General features: G+C 64.6%; 15 protein-coding genes. 8 read left to right on the top strand and 7 right to left on the bottom strand.

The genetic code is table 11. The features are described 5' to 3' along the window. Positions 1-41: 41 nt before the first annotated feature. From ACNJX8_RS26890 to ACNJX8_RS26855, 8 genes are all read left to right on the top strand, one after another. A complete protein-coding gene (locus tag ACNJX8_RS26890; protein WP_439357335.1) occupies positions 42-2399 on the top strand; it encodes a TonB-dependent receptor in 2358 nt (785 codons plus the stop codon). Positions 2400-2414: 15 nt separating this feature from the next. Then, a complete protein-coding gene (locus tag ACNJX8_RS26885; protein ID WP_439357334.1) occupies positions 2415-3848 on the top strand; it encodes a PepSY domain-containing protein in 1434 nt (477 codons plus the stop codon). 169 nt (positions 3849-4017) lie between these two features. Then, on the top strand, positions 4018-5451 hold the full coding sequence (locus tag ACNJX8_RS26880; protein ID WP_439357333.1) for an NAD-dependent succinate-semialdehyde dehydrogenase: 1434 nt from the start codon (positions 4018-4020) through the stop codon (positions 5449-5451). A gap of 392 nt (positions 5452-5843) precedes the next feature. Continuing rightward, positions 5844-7448 carry an ABC transporter substrate-binding protein gene (locus tag ACNJX8_RS26875; protein WP_249760766.1) on the top strand — a complete coding sequence of 535 codons (1605 nt, stop codon included), beginning with the start codon at positions 5844-5846 and terminating at the stop codon, positions 7446-7448. Positions 7449-7465: 17 nt separating this feature from the next. Beyond that, a complete protein-coding gene (locus tag ACNJX8_RS26870) occupies positions 7466-8407 on the top strand; it encodes an ABC transporter permease (protein WP_128934789.1) in 942 nt (313 codons plus the stop codon). After that, positions 8404-9327 carry an ABC transporter permease gene (locus ACNJX8_RS26865; RefSeq protein WP_128934788.1) on the top strand — a complete coding sequence of 308 codons (924 nt, stop codon included), beginning with the start codon at positions 8404-8406 and terminating at the stop codon, positions 9325-9327. Before ACNJX8_RS26870 ends, ACNJX8_RS26865 begins: the two co-directional genes overlap by 4 nt. A 19-nt stretch (positions 9328-9346) precedes the next feature. Further along, positions 9347-10336 (top strand): ABC transporter ATP-binding protein, encoded by a 990-nt coding sequence (locus tag ACNJX8_RS26860; protein ID WP_164934568.1) that lies wholly within the window; start codon positions 9347-9349, stop codon positions 10334-10336. After that, a complete protein-coding gene (locus ACNJX8_RS26855; RefSeq protein WP_128939186.1) occupies positions 10333-11325 on the top strand; it encodes an ABC transporter ATP-binding protein in 993 nt (330 codons plus the stop codon). Before ACNJX8_RS26860 ends, ACNJX8_RS26855 begins: the two co-directional genes overlap by 4 nt. A 298-nt stretch (positions 11326-11623) precedes the next feature. Here the strand turns inward: ACNJX8_RS26855 and ACNJX8_RS26850 are convergent, their stop codons facing one another. From ACNJX8_RS26850 to ACNJX8_RS26820, 7 genes are all read right to left on the bottom strand, one after another. Next, on the bottom strand, positions 11624-11911 hold the full coding sequence (locus ACNJX8_RS26850) for a YciI family protein (RefSeq protein WP_128939187.1): 288 nt from the start codon (positions 11909-11911) through the stop codon (positions 11624-11626). A gap of 76 nt (positions 11912-11987) precedes the next feature. Then, positions 11988-12962 carry a sugar ABC transporter substrate-binding protein gene (locus tag ACNJX8_RS26845; RefSeq protein ID WP_164934569.1) on the bottom strand — a complete coding sequence of 325 codons (975 nt, stop codon included), beginning with the start codon at positions 12960-12962 and terminating at the stop codon, positions 11988-11990. Positions 12963-13004: 42 nt separating this feature from the next. Continuing rightward, positions 13005-13982 carry an ABC transporter permease gene (locus ACNJX8_RS26840; protein WP_249760769.1) on the bottom strand — a complete coding sequence of 326 codons (978 nt, stop codon included), beginning with the start codon at positions 13980-13982 and terminating at the stop codon, positions 13005-13007. Beyond that, positions 13979-14929 carry an ABC transporter permease gene (locus ACNJX8_RS26835; protein WP_091887688.1) on the bottom strand — a complete coding sequence of 317 codons (951 nt, stop codon included), beginning with the start codon at positions 14927-14929 and terminating at the stop codon, positions 13979-13981. Before ACNJX8_RS26835 ends, ACNJX8_RS26840 begins: the two co-directional genes overlap by 4 nt. Next, on the bottom strand, positions 14922-16448 hold the full coding sequence (locus tag ACNJX8_RS26830) for a sugar ABC transporter ATP-binding protein (RefSeq protein ID WP_439357332.1): 1527 nt from the start codon (positions 16446-16448) through the stop codon (positions 14922-14924). The genes ACNJX8_RS26835 and ACNJX8_RS26830 overlap by 8 nt, the downstream gene beginning before the upstream one ends. Continuing rightward, a complete protein-coding gene (locus ACNJX8_RS26825) occupies positions 16445-17839 on the bottom strand; it encodes an FAD-linked oxidase C-terminal domain-containing protein (RefSeq protein ID WP_439357331.1) in 1395 nt (464 codons plus the stop codon). The genes ACNJX8_RS26830 and ACNJX8_RS26825 overlap by 4 nt, the downstream gene beginning before the upstream one ends. A 61-nt stretch (positions 17840-17900) precedes the next feature. Continuing rightward, complete coding sequence (locus ACNJX8_RS26820) at positions 17901-18785, bottom strand: intradiol ring-cleavage dioxygenase (RefSeq protein ID WP_439357330.1); 885 nt, start codon at positions 18783-18785, stop codon at positions 17901-17903. Positions 18786-18798 lie beyond the last annotated feature (13 nt).

The following is an 18798-nucleotide window of genomic DNA, read 5'->3' as shown; positions in this document are numbered from 1 at the left end:
CGCTGTGACGTGCCACTGACGTCATACCGAGGTTTCGAACCGTGTCTTCCATCCATATTGTCCGACAGCGCCGCTTCCTGCTTGCCTCCGCGGCGCTCACATCCTTTGCCGTTTTTGATCTGCCCGTGGCGCTGGCGCAGCAGGCCCGTGAACCCCTGCCGCCGGTCGAGGTGTCGCCGGCGCAATCCCGCAAGCAGGCCAAGCCGGCGGGCCGGGAGGCGCAGAGCGCCCGCCGTGCAGCTGCACGCAGACCGGCGGCCGCATCCGCAGCGCCCAAGCCTGTCGTGCCCGCCGCCGCGGCAGCAACGCCGCTCAACAGCAATGCGGTCGCCGAAAGCGCTTCGCGGCTCGGCCTCACCGTGCGTGAAACGCCGGCGACCGTTGAGGTGATCTCGGCCGAGACGATGCGCGAGCAGGGCTATCGCACTGTCTCCGAGGTGGCGCAGGGCGCAGTCGGTGTCACCTCCGGCGACAATCCGGCTGAACCTTCGGCCTTCTCGATGCGCGGATTCACCAACAGCCAAATCAACACGCTCTACAACGGCATTAAGATCGGTCCGCAGAACATGACCTCGCGGATCGCGGATACCGCCAATCTGGAGGCGGTGGAATTCCTGAAAGGTCCGGCCTCGCTGATCTCGGGCGAGGGAGCCGCCGGCGGTGCCATCAATTTCGTCACCAAGCAGCCGCATACCGGACCGATCCGGAATGAAGCTGATTTTTCCTGGGATTCCCTGAACTCGTTCCGCATTCACTATGGTTCGGGCGGCAGCACCAACGTGCAGGGGCTGGACTATCGCTTTGACATCAGCCGTTCCACGCTCAACGGCTTTGCCGACGATACCAATGTCAAGACGTTCGACACGTCCGGCCAGCTCAATTACCGCATCTCCGACAGTCTCAAGATCTGGGGCGCGATCGAGTACCGGGAGGATCGTTCCAAAGCCTATTGGGGCGCGCCGCTGGTGCCGATCGCCTTCAGCGGCTCGCACGCGACGACGGGGATCGTCTCCGGCAATTACGTCTCGAACTACAACGGAACCAATCTCGGTGCCGTCACCATCGATGATCGTACCTTCAACACCAACTATAACGTCCTCGACAACCGCAACGTCGCGCAAGAGGTGTGGCTGCGCGGCGGTTTCGAGCTGAAGCTGGCGCCCGATCTGACGCTGAAAAGCCAAGCCTATGGCTACGGCGCAGAGCGCACCTGGTTCAACAACGAGATCGAGGCGTTCAATTCCACGACGAACATGGTCAACCGTGAACGCTTCTATGTCGCGCACAGCCAGCGGCTGGTGGGCAATGTCACCGACCTGATCTGGGATGCGAACATCGCTGGCTTCGACAACCGGCTGGTCACGACTCTCTCGTCAAGCTATCTCGATTTCGTCAGGCCGGGCGCGGCGAACTTCCCTGGCGATTCCGTTTCGCTCGTCGATCCCAACCGCGGCTTTTACGGCCCGCTGACGATCCAGCAGCAAACCGCGCGCATCGACAACGAGGCGCTGTCGTTCGAGGACCGGCTGAAGCTGACACGGACCTTCGCTCTGATCGGCGGCCTGCGCGTCGAGCATATCGGGCTCGACCGCAACTCGACCGATAAGAACGGCCTGGAGAAGGCTGGCTTCCCGCTCACGAAAGACTGGGCGCCGGTGACGGGACGCATCGGCTATACCTGGGAGGCTGTTCCTGGCCTGACCTTCTTCAGCCAGTACGCCACCGGCGCCGACATCGCAGCCAACAACATCTTTCTGCTCGGGCCGACCCAGCCGCTCGACCTGACCACCGCGCGCACCTATGAGACCGGCGTCAAGCACCTGTTCTGGGACAACAGGGCGGAGTGGTCGTTTTCCGCCTACGACATCGTGCGCAAGAACGTCTATGCCGCAGCTGGCGGCATGCAGTTGAATATCGCCGGACGGCAGGAGTCGAAGGGCGTGGAGCTCGCGGCGGCCGTGCGCCCGATCGACCCCCTGCGTCTCTGGGGTAACATCGCCTATGTCGATGCGCGCTACGCCGACTACAACTTTGTCGGTGGCTCGTTCTCCGGCAATACGCCGCCGAACGTGCCGCGCATCGTGGCCAACGCCGGCGCATCCTGGCGCTTCTTCACGCCCTGGCCGGTGGAGCTCGGCATCGCCGGCCGTCATGTCGGCGACCGTTACAACACCGATGCCAACGTGGTGACGATGAAGGCCTATACCGTTGCCGACGTCTATGCCTTCGTCGACATCCCCAAAACGGTGTTCAATGCGGTCGACCAGGTTCGCCTGACCTTTCGCGTCCGCAACATCACCGACAAGCGTTACGCAATCTGGGGTGATCCGTTCTACCCCGATCAGATCCTCCTGGGCGCGCCGCGCACCTATGAGATCTCGGCGGCGTTCAAATGGTGAGGCCGCGAGCATAAGATGAGCGCGATCGTCCTGCTGCACCGCTGGCTCGGGATCGCGTTCTGCCTGCTGTTCGCGATGTGGTTCGCGAGCGGAATCGTGATGCACTTCGTTCCGTTTCCGTCGCTGACGGAAGCGGAGCGATTTGCCGGACTCATGCCGGTGGATCGCGGAGAGAGGAGGATTTCGGTCGCGGATGCGGTCGCTGCGAGCGGGATCGTGGATGCCACGCGCGTTCGGCTGATCCAGCGGAGCGACGGCGCGGTCTACATCGTCTCGGGTCCATTGCGTCAGCGCGCGATCCGCACGGCCGACGGGAACGACGCGTCGGTGAAATCCGCTGATGTCGCACTGGCTATTGCGCAGGCTCATGCGCGCCAGCGCGAGATCAATGCCTCGCATGCGACGATTGTCGGCCGTGCGGATTACGATCAGTGGAGCGTGCCGAATGGCTTCGATCGTCATCGCCCGCTGTTTCGCGTGGCCCTCGGCGATGCCGCGGGGACGGAGGTCTATGTCTCGTCGCCGACCGGCGAGATCGTGCTTGATACGACGCGGAGCGAGCGCGGCTGGAATCTTGTCGGCAGCGTGCTGCACTGGATCTATCCGACCATCCTGCGCAGCAATTGGACCCTGTGGGACCGCGTGGTCTGGACCTTGTCGCTGCTGGCGCTGATCGCGGCTGTGCTGGGTGCGGTGCTCGGGATCGTGCGGATCAGGATTGGCAAAAGGCAAATCTCCTCGCCTTACCGTGGCTGGCATGCGCTGCATCACCTGATTGGCCTCGCGGCAACGGTCTTCGTGCTGACCTGGATCTTCAGCGGCTGGCTCTCGATGGATCACGGCCGGCTGTTCTCGCGCGGGCAGTTGACGCCGGCAGAGGCCAGCGTGGTGAACGCCGCGCCGGATTGGCGGGAGGCCTCATCGCTCGATCTGCAGCCAATATCTGCCGCGGCGCGCGAGGCGGAATGGTTCGCGTTTAACGGCCATGTCTATCGGCGCGATCGGGTTGCCCTCGGTGGTCAGACCTTGAGCAGGAGAGGGGATGCGCTGCGCGATGGACTGGCGGGATTCCTTGACGTGCACGAGATTCAGGCTCTGACGGGGCGCCTTACAGTCGGCTGCGGCCCACCGTCCGTCCTTCCTGATAGCGACGACTACCCCGCGCTATCCACAATGCCCGGTGCACCGGTCTACCGCTCGCGCTGTGATGGCGACCTCTGGTTCGACATCGACGGGGCCGATGGCAACGTGCTGCAAAGACTGGATCCGTCGCGGCGCGCCTACCGCTGGCTTTACAGCGCGTTGCACACGCTCGACTTCCCGGTCTTGCTGGCCCACCCGCGGCTGCGTGATGTCGTGATCGTCAGCCTCTGTACGCTCGGGCTGACCTTCTCCGTCACCGGCATCGTCATCGGCTGGCGGCGCTTGCGGTCCTCGCTGGCAACTTGAATTGAGGCGCAACTGCGGCTCGATACGGTCGGGTCAGCAGATCAGCAATGCCTTGCCCCATCATCATTGACGCCTTTTCGCCGGCTGCCTTTCAGTGTAGCTCTGCGCTCACTCGAAACGGCGGCAGCAACCCCGTCGGAGACCGAAAATCATGCAGGAGACCCCAAGGATGTACCCGAAAGTTCAGATGTTCATCGCCGGCGAGTGGACCGACGGCACGTCCGGCAAGTCGGAGGACATCCTCAATCCCGCCACCGGCCAGCCGATCGGCAAGACCCCGCACGCCTCGCGCGCCGATCTCGACCGCGCGCTGGAGGCGGCCAAGGCCGGCTTCGAGGTCTGGCGCAAGACCTCGCCGTTCGACCGCTACAAGCTGATGCGGAAAGCGGCCGACATCATCCGCTCGCGCGCCGCCGAGATCGCGCCGGTAATGACCATGGAGCAGGGCAAGCCGGTGGTCGAAGCGCAAGGCGAGACCATGCTGGCCGGCGACCTCATCGACTGGTTCTCAGAGGAGGCCCGCCGCGCCTATGGCCGCATCGTGCCGCCGCGGATGGGCAACGTCTCCCAGCTCGTGACCAAGGAGCCGGTCGGCCCGGTCGCAGCGTTCACACCCTGGAATTTCCCGATCAACCAGGCCGTGCGCAAGATCTCGGCCGCGCTCGCCGCCGGCTGCTCGATCATCGTCAAGGGCCCGGAAGAGACGCCGGCGAGCTGCATGGAGCTGGTGCGCGCCTATGCCGACGCGGGCATTCCCCCCGGTGTTGTCCAACTGGTGTTCGGCGTCCCGGCGGAAGTGTCGGAATATCTCATTCCGCATCCGATCATCCGCAAGATCAGCTTCACCGGCTCGACTGCGGTCGGCAAGCATCTGGCTGCGCTCGCCGGCCTGCACATGAAGCGCGTCACCATGGAGCTCGGCGGTCATGCGCCGGCGATCGTGTTCGCGGATGCCGATCTCGACAACGCTGCAAAAATTCTGTCGGCCAACAAATTCCGCAATGCGGGCCAGGTCTGCGTCTCGCCGACGCGTTTCCTCGTGCATGAAAGCGTCTACCAGCCCTTCGTCGACAAGTTCGTGGCGGCGGCCAAGAGCCTCAAGGTCGGCAACGGCCTCGACAAGGACACCCGCATGGGGCCGCTGGCGAACCCGCGCCGCGTCGACGCCATGGAGGGCTTGGTCTCCGACGGGGTCCAGCGTGGCGCCAAGGTGCAGGCCGGCGGCAAGCGTATCGGCAATGAAGGCTTCTTCTTCGAGCCGACCGTGCTGACCGACGTGCCGCGCGATGCGCGCATCATGAACGAGGAGCCGTTCGGACCGCTGGCGCCGATCACCTCGTTCCGCAGCTACGACGAGGTCGTGGCGGAAGCGAACCGTCTGCCTTACGGCCTTGCAGCCTATGCCTACACCACCTCGACCAAGACGATGCAGGCGATCGGCGCCGACATCGAGAGTGGCATGGTGTCGATCAACCACCATGGCCTCGCGCTGCCGGAAGTGCCGTTCGGCGGCATCAAGGATTCTGGTTACGGCTCCGAAGGCGGCCTCGAGGCGATCGAGGGCTACCTCAATACGAAGTTCGTCACCCAGGCGAGCGCGTAAGGATAGTGTACGGGTTAGCCTTGCGACTGTGCGAGGCGCAGTCTGCAAAGGCTAACCCCTGCGATCCTGTGCCCGCGCGGACAGCTTGACGGGGCACATCAGCGCGGCCGGTGGCCGTGACCGTCGCCACCGCAAGTCCCTTCACGGATGCATATAGCGTTGCCTGCATCCTTCTGGCGAGCGCTTAAGGAAACGAAAAGCTCCGGCAAGACATGCCGTGACAGCGATGCGCCGCGCTTGATCGCGGCAGCGTCTGCAAGGAGGCGCGAAGTCCCCCCAAATCGCCGCTGGCGAAGGCGCAGTTAGTGGCATACCATTTGCACGCCAACGGGCAGGTTTCACCTGCCCTTGGCCAATGATGGCCGGCATCACGGCAATAGTGGGAGGACTTCATGGATCGCAGGACCGTATTGAAGGGACTGGCTGGCGCGGGCAGCCTGGCGTTGACGGGTGGCCTCTCGGCCCCTGCGCTGTCGCAAGGCGCAGCGGCGCGCACGTTGCGCTTCGTGCCGCAAGCGAACCTCGCCAATTTCGATCCGATCTGGGGCACCCAATACGTCGTGCGCAATGCCGCCGCGATGGTCTGGGATACGCTCTATGGCATCGATTCCTCGCTCCAGCCGCAGCGGCAGATGGTCGAGTCCGAGGAGACCTCCGACGATGGCAAGATCTGGACATTCCGCTTAAGACCCGGCCTCAAGTTCCATGACGGCGAGCCGGTGCTGGCCAAGGACGTCGTTGCGAGCCTATCGCGCTGGGCCGCGCGCGATCCGATGGGGTTGATGATCATTGCGATCCAGCAGGAATTGACTGCTGTCGACGACCGCACGTTCAAATGGGTTTTGAAGCAGCCCTTCCCGAAAATGCTCTATGCGCTGGCCAAGAATAACGCGCCGTGCTCCTTCATCATGCCCGAGCGTATCGCGAAGACCGATCCTTTCAAGCAGATCACGGAATATGTCGGATCCGGGCCGATGAAGTTCGCCAAGGGCGAATGGGTGCCGGGCGCCAAGGCCGTCTTCGAGAAGTTCACCGACTACGTCCCGCGGCAGGAGAAGGCATCCTGGCTTGCCGGCGGCAAGCAGATCCTGATTGATCGCGTGGAATGGGTGGTGATGCCGGACCCGGCGACCGCAGCGGCTGCGTTGCAGAACGGCGAGGTCGACTGGTGGGAGAACCCGATCGCCGATCTCGTGCCCGTGCTGAAGAAGAACAAGAACATCAGCGTCGACATCGGCGATCCCCTCGGCAATATCGGCTCGTTCCGCATGAACCATTTGTTCGCGCCGTTCAACGACGTGCGGGCGCGGCGCGCGGTGCTGATGGCGCTCAGCCAGGAAGACTATATGCGCGCGATCGTCGGCGACGACACCGCGCTGTGGAAGTCGCTGCCGGGCTTCTTCACGCCGGACACGCCACTCTACAGCGAACTGGGCGGTGAGATTCTCAAGGGCAAGCGCGATTTCGACGCGGCCAAGAAGTTGCTGGCCGAGAGCGGCTATTCCGGCCAGCCGGTGACGTGTCTGGTGGCGCAGGACCAGCCGATCACGAAGGCGCAAGGTGACGTCACCGCGGACCTCCTGAAACGGCTTGGCATGAATGTCGACTTCGTCGCGACCGATTGGGGCACGGTTGGCTCTCGCCGGGCGCAGAAGACGCCGCCGGGGCAGGGCGGCTGGAACATGTTCCACAGCTGGCATGCCGGCGCCGACTGCATCACGCCCGCCGCCTACACCGCCATTCGCGCCAATGGCGACAAGGCCTGGTTCGGCTGGCCCAATAGCCCGAATACCGAGAAGGAAATCACGGCCTGGTTCGAGGCCAAGAATCTCGAGGAAGAAAAGGCAGCGATCGGGCGAGTCAATAAGGCGGCGCTCGAGGATGTCGTCTATGCGCCGACAGGCTTCTTCTTGACCTATACGGCGTGGCGCAAGAACGTCTCCGGCATCACCAAGGGGCCGCTGCCGTTCTTCTGGGGCGTGTCGAAGTCCGCATGATCGTGCGCTGAAGCCAGATGCTCTCTTACATCCTCCGTCGCATCGTCGCGACCTTGCCGGTGATGGCGATCGTCGCGCTGTTCGTGTTCAGCCTGCTCTACATCGCGCCGGGTGATCCGGCCGTGGTGATCGCGGGCGACCAGGCGAGCCCGGAGGATGTGGAGCGCATTCGCCAGAGCCTCGGCCTCGACCGTCCCTTCCTGGTCCAGTTCGGAAGCTGGGTCTGGCGCATCCTGCACGGCGATCTCGGCACCTCGATCTTCACCAATCTGCCGGTGTCGGCGATGATCGGCCAGCGCCTCGGACCGACGCTGTCGCTGATGATCGTCACGCTCCTGCTCACGATCGTGGTCGCGGTGCCGCTCGGGGTGGTGGCGGCTTGGAAGGCCGGCAGCCTGATCGACCGCGCCATCATGGGCTTTGCCGTGTTCGGCTTTTCGCTGCCGGTGTTCGTGGTCGGCTACATGCTTGCCTACGTCTTCGCGCTCGAATTGGAATGGCTTCCGGTGCAGGGCTATACGCCGCTCACGGCGGGCTTCTGGCCATGGCTCGAGAACCTGATCCTGCCGGCGATCGCGCTCGGCTGCGTCTATATCGCGCTGGTCGCGCGCATCACCCGCGCGGCTATGCTCGAAGTGTTGCAGCAGGACTATATCCGCACCGCACGCGCCAAGGGCCTCGGGCAGGGCGGCATCCTGTTCATTCACGCGCTCAAGAACGCGGCGGTGCCGATCGTCACGGTGATCGGGATCGGCATCGCGCTGCTGATCGGCGGCGCGGTGGTCACGGAGAGCGTGTTCGCGATCCCCGGCCTTGGCCGGCTCACGATCGATGCGATCCTGCGCCGCGACTATCCCGTCATCCAGGGCATCGTGCTGCTGTTCAGCTTCGTCTACGTTCTCGTCAATCTGATGATCGACGTCATCTACACGCTCGTTGACCCGAGGATCCGCTATTGACCGATACGACCGTCAATTCGCAATCGCTTCCCGCCGGCCTCGTCGTCGCGCCGCAACTGCCCGAGATCCTGCGGCCGGTCACGATCCGGCGCGGTTTCATCGGGCTCTTGCGCGGCCACCCCACCGTCGCGATTGGTGGCGCGCTGCTGCTGACGTTGGTCCTGATCGCGATTTTCGCAGCCCATCTCGGAACGGTCGACCCGACCGCGCTGGCGCCAGCCAAGCGCACGCGGGCGCCGTCGGCCGATTTCTGGTTCGGCACCGACGTGCTCGGCCGCGACATCTATTCGCGCGTGCTGTTCGGCGCGCGGGTCTCGCTCACGGTCGGGCTTTCAGTTGCAATCTTCGCATCCGCGGCCGGCCTTGCCATCGGCATGGTCTCCGGTTTCCTCCGCTGGGCCGATGGCATTTTGATGCGCTTCATGGACGGGCTGATGTCGATCCCCCCGATCCTGCTGGCGATCGCGCTGATGGCACTGACGCGCGGCAGCGTCGGCAACGTCATCCTGGCCATCACCATCGCGGAAATCCCGCGCGTCTCACGCCTCGTCCGCAGCGTGGTGCTGTCGCTGCGCGAGCAGCCTTATGTGGACGCAGCCGTCGCCTGCGGCACGCGCACGCCGATGATCATTTTGCGCCACATCCTGCCCAACACGGTGGCGCCGATGCTGGTGCAGGCGACCTATATCTGCGCCAGCGCCATGATCACGGAGGCGATCCTGTCTTTCATCGGTGCCGGCACGCCGCCGACCATTCCGTCCTGGGGCAACATCATGGCCGAGGGCCGCGCGCTGTGGCAGGTCAAGCCCTACATCGTGTTCTTTCCGGCGGCATTCCTGTCCGTCACCGTGCTCGCCGTGAACCTGCTTGGCGATGGCCTTCGCGATGCGCTCGATCCGCGCATGGCCAAGAGCCTCTGATGTATCGAGGCTGATCGCGATGGCTTTGCTCGAAGTCGAGAACCTCCAGACCCATTTCCGCACCCCCGGCGGCATCAACCGCGCCGTCGACGGCGTGTCCTTCCATGTCAACGAAGGCGAGACGCTCGCCATCGTCGGCGAATCCGGCTGCGGCAAGTCGGTGACCTCGATGTCACTGATGCGCTTGGTCCCGGAGCCGCCGGGCAGGATCGCAGGCAGCATCCGCTTTGCCGGCAAGGATCTCCTGAAGCTGTCCGATCGTGAGATGCGCGCCATCCGCGGCAACGACATCTCGATGATCTTCCAGGAGCCGATGACGAGCCTCAACCCGGTGCTCACCGTCGGCCGCCAGATCCGCGAGACCTTGATGATCCATCAGGGCCTCGACAAGCAAGCCGCCGAGACACACGCGATCGAGATGCTGACGCTGGTTGGCATTCCCGAGCCGAAGCGGCGCGTGCGCGAATATCCGCACCAGCTCTCCGGCGGCATGCGCCAGCGCGTCATGATCGCCATCGCGCTCGCCTGCAATCCGAAGCTCCTCATTGCGGACGAGCCGACCACGGCGCTCGACGTGACCATCCAGGCACAAATTCTCAAGCTGATGCTGGACCTGAAGCGCCGGGTTGGCGCGGCCATCATCCTGATCACCCACGATCTCGGCGTCGTCGCCGAAATCGCCGAGCGTGTGATGGTGATGTATGCCGGCCGCAAGGTCGAGGAAGCGCCGGTCGCCGAGCTGTTTCGCTCGCCGCGCCATCCCTATACGCAGGGGCTGCTCGGCGCGGTGCCGAAGCTTGGCTCCTCGCTCGCCGGGACGGCAACGCGGCTTGCCGAGATCCCGGGGCAGGTGCCTGATCTGCGCAAGCCGATCACCGGCTGCGTCTTTGCCGGGCGCTGTGCGCTTGCGACCGATCTCTGCCGGCAATATGCGCCGGGGCTCGAAGAGAAGGGGCCCCGTCACATCGCCGCCTGCCACTATGCGGCCAAGGGAGCTGTCGCGGCATGAGTCCTCCGCTGCTCCAGGTCAACGACCTCAAGAAGCACTTTCCGGTCAAGACCGGCCTGTTCGGCCGCAAGTCCGAATTCGTCTATGCAGTCGACGGCGTGTCGTTCGAGATCGCGCGCGGCGAGACACTGTCGCTGGTCGGCGAGTCCGGCTGCGGCAAGTCGACGGTCGGCCGCGCCATCCTGCGGCTGTTCGACATCACTGCGGGACAGGTCATCCTCGACGGCCAGCGGATCGACGATGCTGCGCCGAGCACGATGCGTCAGATGCGCCGCCGCGTGCAGGTCGTGTTCCAGGATCCGTTCTCGAGCCTCAATCCGCGCATGCGCGTGCGCGACATCCTGGCCGAGCCGATCCGCAATTTCGGTCTCGCCAAATCCGCGGAAGACCTCGAGGTGCGCGTCACCGCGCTGATGGATACCGTCCGCCTGCCGCGCGAGGCGTTGAACCGCCGGCCGCACGAGTTTTCCGGCGGCCAGCGCCAGCGCATCGGGATCGCGCGAGCGCTGGCGGCCGAGCCCGAACTGATCGTGTGCGACGAGGCGGTCTCCGCGCTCGACGTCTCGGTCAAGGCGCAGATCGTCAACCTGCTCCAGGATCTCCAGCGCGAGTTTGGCCTCGCGCTCTTGTTCATCAGCCATGATCTCGCGATCGTCGAGCATATGACGCACCGCGTCGCGGTGATGTATCTCGGCAAGATCGTCGAGGTCGCCCCGCGCCGCGAGATCTTTGCGGCACCGAGACATCCTTACACCAAGGCGCTGCTCTCCGCGGTGCCGCTGCCCGAGCCCGGCGCCCAGCGCAATCCGATCATTCTTCGGGGCGACGTGCCGAGCCCGATCAATCCGCCGCGCGGATGCCGCTTCCACACCCGCTGCCCCTTCGTCTTCGATCGCTGCCGGACCGAGGAGCCGGCGCTTCGCGCGATTGGAGCCGAGCAGTGGGTGGCCTGTCATCTCGAAGAGGGCGTTGCCGCGACGAGCGGCTAAAGCGTGATGAGATCAGGCTTGTTGCTCCACCGAAGGTGCGCTCCCTCTCCCGCTTGCGGGAGAGGGTTGGGGAGTGGGTGTCTCCGCAATGGACAGTCCCCTAGAGGAGAAAGCCCTCACCCGGCGCTGCGCCGACCTCTCCCGCGAGCGAGGTGAACGAGCCGCCCCGGAATCGATTCAACCTGAAGCCATTGCGCTTTGCGATCGACGAGCGCTCGACGCGACGGAAATTTGTATGCAAAAACAACCCCGTTCTACTGTGCATGGGGTTGTTTTTGCGTTTTTGATTTGGCCGGCCTCAACCTTGCCGGCGCAGGAAGCCCGTGATCGTGACCTTTTCCCAGATGCCGGCGGCAGCAAAGGGATCGGCGCGGTTGAAGGCCTCGACTTCGCCACGGCCGGGCGCCTCGATCAGGAACAGGCTGCCGATCATGGTCGCGCCGTCGTCGGAAACGAGCGGCCCCGACATCACGATCTTGACGCCGAAGCGCGATGTGTCGCTCAGGAAAGCCTTGTGGGCGTCGTAATTGGCGAGCCGGGTCGGCAGAGCGCCGGCGCGGTCGACGGCGTGAATGGCGAACAGCATGGTGGTCTCCGTTTCTTGCTTCAGTTCTTGGGACGGCCGCGGCGGCGGCCGTCCGTGCTTGACGTGATCGGTTAGTCTACTTGGCGCCGAGCTTGCCCGCTTCCTCGAAGGTCGGACAGGTCCGCTGCTCCAGCGGCACGTCGAACGGCCCAAAATTGTCCTTGGTGATGACGGTCGGCTTCAGCACGATCTCGCTGATGACAGGCTGGTTGCGCAAGGAGCGGATCGCCATCATGGTGCCGAGGCACCCTTGCGCAAATCCGTTATAGTCGCCGCTCGCGAGCAGCTTGCCGGATTTGATCGCGTCGATCGCTTCCTTGGTGCCGTTGATGCCGATCACCTGGGCCTTGCGGTTCGCGCCGTCGAGCGCCTCGATCGCGCCGACCGCCATGGCGTCGTTGGCGGCGAGCACGCCGTCGATCTGCGAATTCGACTGCATCAGGTTCTCCATCACCTGGAGCGCCTGCAGCCGCTGGTAATTGCCGGGCTGCGAGGCCAGCAGCTTGGCCCCCGGAGCCTCCTTCAGCGCAGCGTTGAAGCCGCGGACGCGGTCGACATTGGTCAGCGAGCCCTTGACGCCCTCGATGATGACGATGTTGCCCTTGCCGCCCAGCGTCTTGAGCAGGTAGCGCGCGGTCTCGAGCCCAAGGCTGTAATCGTCGGCGCCGACGAAGGAGAGGAACTTGCCGCCGGCCGAGCGGTCGGTGATGTTGACGACCGGGATTTTGGCCTCGTTGATCTTCTCGACCCCCGGCACCATCGCCTTGTAGTCGACCGGCGTGAAGACGATCGCGCTCGGCTTCTTCACGACGACGTCCTCGATCTGGCTGAGTTGCTCGGGGATGCTGTCGGGCTTGGTCGGGATGTACTGCAGCGTCTTCGCGTTCAGCGTCTTCGCCATGTTGTCGGCGCCGACCCGCACCGTCTGGAAAAACGGGTTGGTCTGGTTCTTGGTGAAGACGGCGATGGTCTCGCCGTCGGCGCGCGCTCCCGTAGTGAACGCAGCCGCCATCAGCAGCGGCAGCGTCAGATAGCCAAGTTTCAGTTTCATGTAGCCTCCATCCCTCATTTTGCTTGTTGGATTTCTAAAAGCTCATTGCGCGCGGCGGCGGGTCTTCATGTCGAGCCAGACCGCGAGAATGACGATGATGCCTGTCACCAGCGGCTGCCAGTTGGCGCTGACCGACAAGAGGTTCATGCCGTTCAGCACCAAGGTCAGGATCAGTGCGCCGATGAAGGTGCCGAACACGGTGCCGACGCCGCCGAACAGCGAGGTGCCGCCGATCAGCACCGCCGCAATCGCCGGCAGCGTCAGGCTTTCGCCGATGTCGGCCTCGGCCGAATTCAGCCGCGACAGGAAGATGATCGAGGCGAGCCCCGCCATGGTGCCGGAGACGGCGTAGACCAGCAGCAGGCGGCGCGCGACCGGAATGCCTGATAGCCGTGCCGCGACCGGATTGGCGCCGATCGCATAGATCTCCTGGCCCCAGATCGTCCGTTGCGCGAACAGCGTCCCGATTCCGAGGAACACCAGCAGCAGATAGACCGGGATCGGCAGGCCGAACAGATAACCGCTGCCGATCTGGCGGAAGCCGGCCGGGAAGCCGTGAAGGGTCTCGCCCGCCATGTACCAATAGGTGAGGCCGTTCAGCACCCAGAGCATGCCGTAGGTGGCGATGAAGGAGGGGATGCGGAGCGCGGTGACCATGACGCCGTTGAGGAGGCCAACGATGCCGCCGCAGGCAAGCCCGGTGAGGATGCCGAGCGCCGGCGAGCCGGTCTTGTGGATCACGGTACCGGCGATACAGGCAGACAACGCGACATTGGCGCCGACGGAGAGATCGAGGCCGGCGGTCAAGACCACCAGGGTCAGGCCGGAGGCGATGAAGAAGGTCAGGCTCGCCTGCCTCAGCACGTTGAGGATGTTGCCGAGGCTCAGGAAGGAATCGCTGAGCACGGCCAGTACCGCACAGATCAGCAGTGCCGCGAGCAGGCGATAGAACACCTGGATCGCGTCCTGCGACAGGAACGAGCGGGGCGGCGCGATGGCGTCTTTGGTGATGTCGGTCATGCGCGGCTCCTGAGGCCATCGAGGAACAGCGCGACGATGACAAGCACGCCGACGCTTGCGACCTGCACCGAGGACGGCAGCGAGATCAGGTTCAGCCCGTTGCGCAACACGCCGACCGCGATGACGCCGAGCACGGTGCCGAGCAGCCAGCCGTTGCCGCGCTCGAAGGACGTGCCGCCAACGGCGACGGCCGCGATGGCATCGAATTCGAGGCCGAGCCCGGCGGTGGGATGGCCGGAATTCATCCGCGCGGTCATCAACAGGCCGGCGATTCCCGCCATGGCGCCGCCGATCGCGTAGACTGCGATCAGCAGCTTGTTCGGCGAGAGTCCGGCATAGCGCAGCGCCTCGCGATTGCCCCCGAGTGCGAAGATGTAGGTGCCGAAGCGGGTGTGATAGAGCAGGCCGTGAAAGGCCGCATAGGTCACCAGCGCCATCACGATCGGCACGGGAATGCCGAGAAGCGTCGCCGAGTAGATGTCGCGCACGCTGTGGGGAATGCCGACCACGCTTTGGCCGTCGCTGACGATCAGCGACAGGCCCTGCGCCATGCCGAGCGTGCCCAGCGTCGCGACGAAGGGCGGAATGCCGAGGATCGCGACCAGCCAGCCGTTGACGATGCCGAAGCCCGCGCCGACCAGCAGGCCGGCACCTAAACCCAGCAACATCGATTTCGTCGCGAGCGACACGATCGCGACGCAGAGGGAGGTCAGCGTCAGCACCGCGCCCATCGACAGGTCCAGCCCCTCGGTCATGATGATCAGTGTCATCGGCAGAGCGAGCATGGTCAGGATTGTCGACTGCACAAGCACGTTGGAGAGATTGGCGACCGACAGGAAGCCGGGCGCGATTGCGCTGAACAGCGCGATCAGCAGCACCAGCACCATGGCAACGCCGGGAATGCGTTGCAGTGGATTGGGTTGAGAGACGACCGCGGCTTCACGCATGATGCATCCCCAGTCGCACGATGTTCTCCTCGGTCAGTTCGTTGCGTGTCAGGTGCCCGGCGATGCGCCCCTCGCGCATCACATAGGCGCGATCGCAGACATGGCAGATCTCGACCTGTTCGGACGAAATCATGAGGGCCGCTGCGCCTTCGGCCACCAGTCGGTCGATCAGGGCGAAGATCTCCGACTTGGCGCCGATGTCGATGCCGCGCGTCGGCTCGTCGAAGATGAACAGCTTCGAGCCGGCCGCCAGCCACTTGCCGATCACGACCTTCTGCTGGTTGCCGCCCGAGAGCAGGCCGACGGTCTGGCGCGCACTCGGTGTCGCGATCCTCAATTGCCGGATCAGTCCGTCGGAGGTGCGCTGCGCATTGCGCTGGTCGAACAGGCCGCTCGGGAACAGCTTTCGCAGCGCCGACACCACCAGATTGTCGCTGACTGATCGCAGCAGCGCGAGGCCCTCGCTCTTGCGGCTCTCGGGGATCAGCGCGATGCCGCGGCGGGCGGCAAGGTCAGGCTCGCCGGAGATGGTCTTGCCGTCGAAGACGATCTCGCCGGATGTTACGGGATCGGCGCCAAAGATGGCGCGGGCGACCTCGCTGCGGCCGGATCCGACGAGGCCGCACAGGCCGACGATCTCGCCCCGGCGCACCTCGATGTTGATGTCGGAGATGCCGGTCGGCGCGGTCAGGCCCTTGACCTCGAGCAGCACCTCGCCGGGCTTGTCGGCAAAGTTGCGCGGATAGGTCATGTCGACATTGCGGCCGACCATCATGCGGACCAGCTGGTCCGGCGTTACGTCGGCGGGGCGGACGCCATCGATGCGGCGGCCGTCGCGTAGCACGGTGATCCGGTCGCCGAGCGCGAACACTTCGGCCATGCGGTGCGAGATGTAGACGATCGACACGCCATCGGCTTTCAGCCGCGCGATCAGCGCAAACAGCAGCTCGGTCTCCCGGTCTGACAGCGCTGCGGTCGGCTCGTCCATCACGAGGATGCGGGCGTTCTGGCTGATCGCCTTGGCGATCTCGACCATCTGCTGCTGCGCGACGCCGAGCTTGTCGACGGTGGTGGAAGGATCGATGTCGAAACCGATGGTGCTGAGGACACGACGCGCGTCTGCCAGGATCTTGCGGCGGTCGATGGTGCCGGGAATGCGGCCCTCAGGCTCGCGGCCGAGGAAGATGTTCTGGGCGATATCGAGATAGGGGACCAGCGAGAATTCCTGAAAGATGACGGCAATGCCAAGCTTCTGCGCATCCGCGGTCGAGCTGATCTCGACCTTCTCGCCCTTGTAGAAGAATTCGCCGGCATCGGCGCGGTAGGCGCCGCACAGCACCTTCATCAGGCTCGACTTGCCGGCGCCGTTCTCGCCCAGCAGCATATGGACCTCGCCGGGATAGACAGCGAAGGACACGTCATCCAGCGCCTTGACACCTGGAAATTCCTTGCTGATGCCGCGCAGCTCCAAGAGCGGTGTGGGCGAGGAGGGCTCAACGGCCAATGCTGCGCTGCTCATGCCTGCGCTCCGCTGGCAAAGATCTTTCCGGGATTCATGAGACCGTTCGGGTCGAGCGCGGTCTTGACTTGCCGCATCACGTCGACTGCCTCGCCGAGCTCGTCGGTGAGATAATCGATCTTGCCGAGCCCGATGCCGTGCTCGCCGGTGCAGGTGCCGTCCATGGCGATGGCCCGCGCGACCATGCGGGCCTGGAGCGCCTTGGCACCTTCGGTCTCTTCGGACTTTGCCGGATCGATCAGGATCAGCATGTGGAAATTGCCGTCGCCGACATGGCCGACGATCGGGGCTGTAAACCCATGCTCGTCCGCATCGCGCCGCGTCTCTATCAGGCATTCGGCCAGCCGCGAGATCGGCACACAGACATCCGTGATCACCGCGCGTGCACCGGGTCGTAGGCCCAGGCCCGCATAGAGCGTGTTGTCGCGGGCGTGCCAGAGCCGGCTGCGGTCTTCCGGTGCCTTGGTCCAGGCGAAGCCATGGCCGCCATGGTCGGCCGCGATGGCCTGCGCGGCCTCGGCCTGCTCGGCGACGGAGGCCTCGGAGCCATGGAATTCGAAAAACAAGGTCGGGGCCTCGCGATAGCCGAGCTTGGCGTAGGCATTGATGCCGCGCATCATGACGTCGTCAAGCAACTCGATGCGCGCGACGGGGATTGCCGACTGGATCACGGAGATCGCGGTATCGACGGCGTTGTGCAGGCTATCGAAGCTGCACACCGCGGCCGAGATCGCCTGCGGCACGGGATGTACCTTCAGCGTGATCTCGGTGATCACGCCGAGCGTGCCTTCGGCGCCGACGAACATGCGCGTCAGATCATAGCCGGCCGCCGATTTCCGCGCGCGCTTGGCGGTGCGGATCACGCGCCCATCCGCGAGCACCACCTCCAGCGCCATGACATTGTCCTTCATGGTGCCGTAGCGCACCGCCATGGTGCCGGAAGCGCGCGTCGACGTCATGCCGCCGATCGAGGCGTCCGCGCCCGGGTCGATCGGAAAGAACAGGCCGGTCGCCCGTAGCTCCGCATTGAGCTGTTTTCGCGTTATGCCGGGCTGCACCACGACATCCATGTCGCTGTCGTGCACGGCAAGCACCTTGTTCATGCGCGCGAAATCGAAGCAGACGCCACCGGCGACCGCGGCCGCGTTGCCTTCGAGTGAGGTGCCAGCGCCGAACGGAACGATCGGCATCCCCGCGCTCGCGCAGAGTTTCACGATCTCGGCGACTTCCTGCGTCGTTTCGGGGAAGACGACGATGTCGGGCGGCAGATTACGGTAGTGCGACTCGCTCTGCCCATGCTGATCGAGCACGCCGCGCGCAATGCTGGCGCGCGGGCCGATCATGCCATTGAGGCGATCGGCCAATGCTGCCGTGCTGACCCGCGGTCCCATCCTTGCTCCCTCTCTGCCCCGATGGCGGACTCTTTGTCGGTCCGCTGCGTTGTCATTCGGCTTAGGCGGCTTGCGCGTTGCTCGCAACCTGCTTCAGGCCGAAATCATAGTTGAGATGAAAATACGCGCTGTCCACCATGCGACCATCCGGCGCACGGCCGGCAGGGTGGCGGACGAACTCGCGGATCAGGCTGTCTTTGACGCCGAACACCACGTCGCTGTCGAGATACTGGTCGCCGGCGACGAACACGTGCGTTACGAGCTTCTCGAAACCGGGCGACGAGATCATGAAGTGCACATGGGCGGGACGCCAGGGATGGCGGCCCTGGACCTCCAGCATCTCGCCGACCGGGCCGTCATGCGGGATCGGATAGGCGGCCGGCTTGATCGACCAGAAATGGAAGCGGCCGTTCTGGTCGGTGTGGAAGCGGGCACGCATCGCGAGATCGCCGATGGCGTCGAGCTGCTGCACGTCATAATAGCCGTCGTCGTCGGAATGCCAGACGTCGACCACGGCGCCTGCAAGCGGCTTTCCGTCCACGGTCGAGACCGAGCCGGTGACCAGCATCGGATCGCCTTCCATCGGACCCGAGATATCGGCGCCGCTTTCCTTCTCCGGCGCGGCCTGGACGAAGAACGGCCCGAGCACCGTGGTCTCGGTCGCGCCCTCCGGCACCGGATGATTGATCGCGTCGACCAGCATGGAGACGCCGAGCGTATCCGACAGCAGGATGAACTCCTGGCGCTTGTCGTCGCACATGTGCCCGGTGCGGGTCAGGAAGTCGATGCCGTATTCCCATTCCTTCTGGGTCGGCCGCACCTCTCGGACGAAGGCATGAAGGTGACGGACCAGCGCCTCGCTGATTTGCTTGATGCGCGGATCGGTCGCGCCCGCGATCCGCTCCAGCACCGCGTCTGTGATCGTGTTCTCGTTGAAGTTACGCATGTGTGCCTCCGTT

The sequence above is a fragment of the Bradyrhizobium sp. SPXBL-04 genome, from assembly GCF_051853035.1.
GTDB lineage: Bacteria > Pseudomonadota > Alphaproteobacteria > Rhizobiales > Xanthobacteraceae > Bradyrhizobium > Bradyrhizobium zhanjiangense.
The sequence above is the reverse complement of the archived record's forward strand: the minus strand, read 5'-3'. Positions and strand labels throughout refer to the sequence as shown.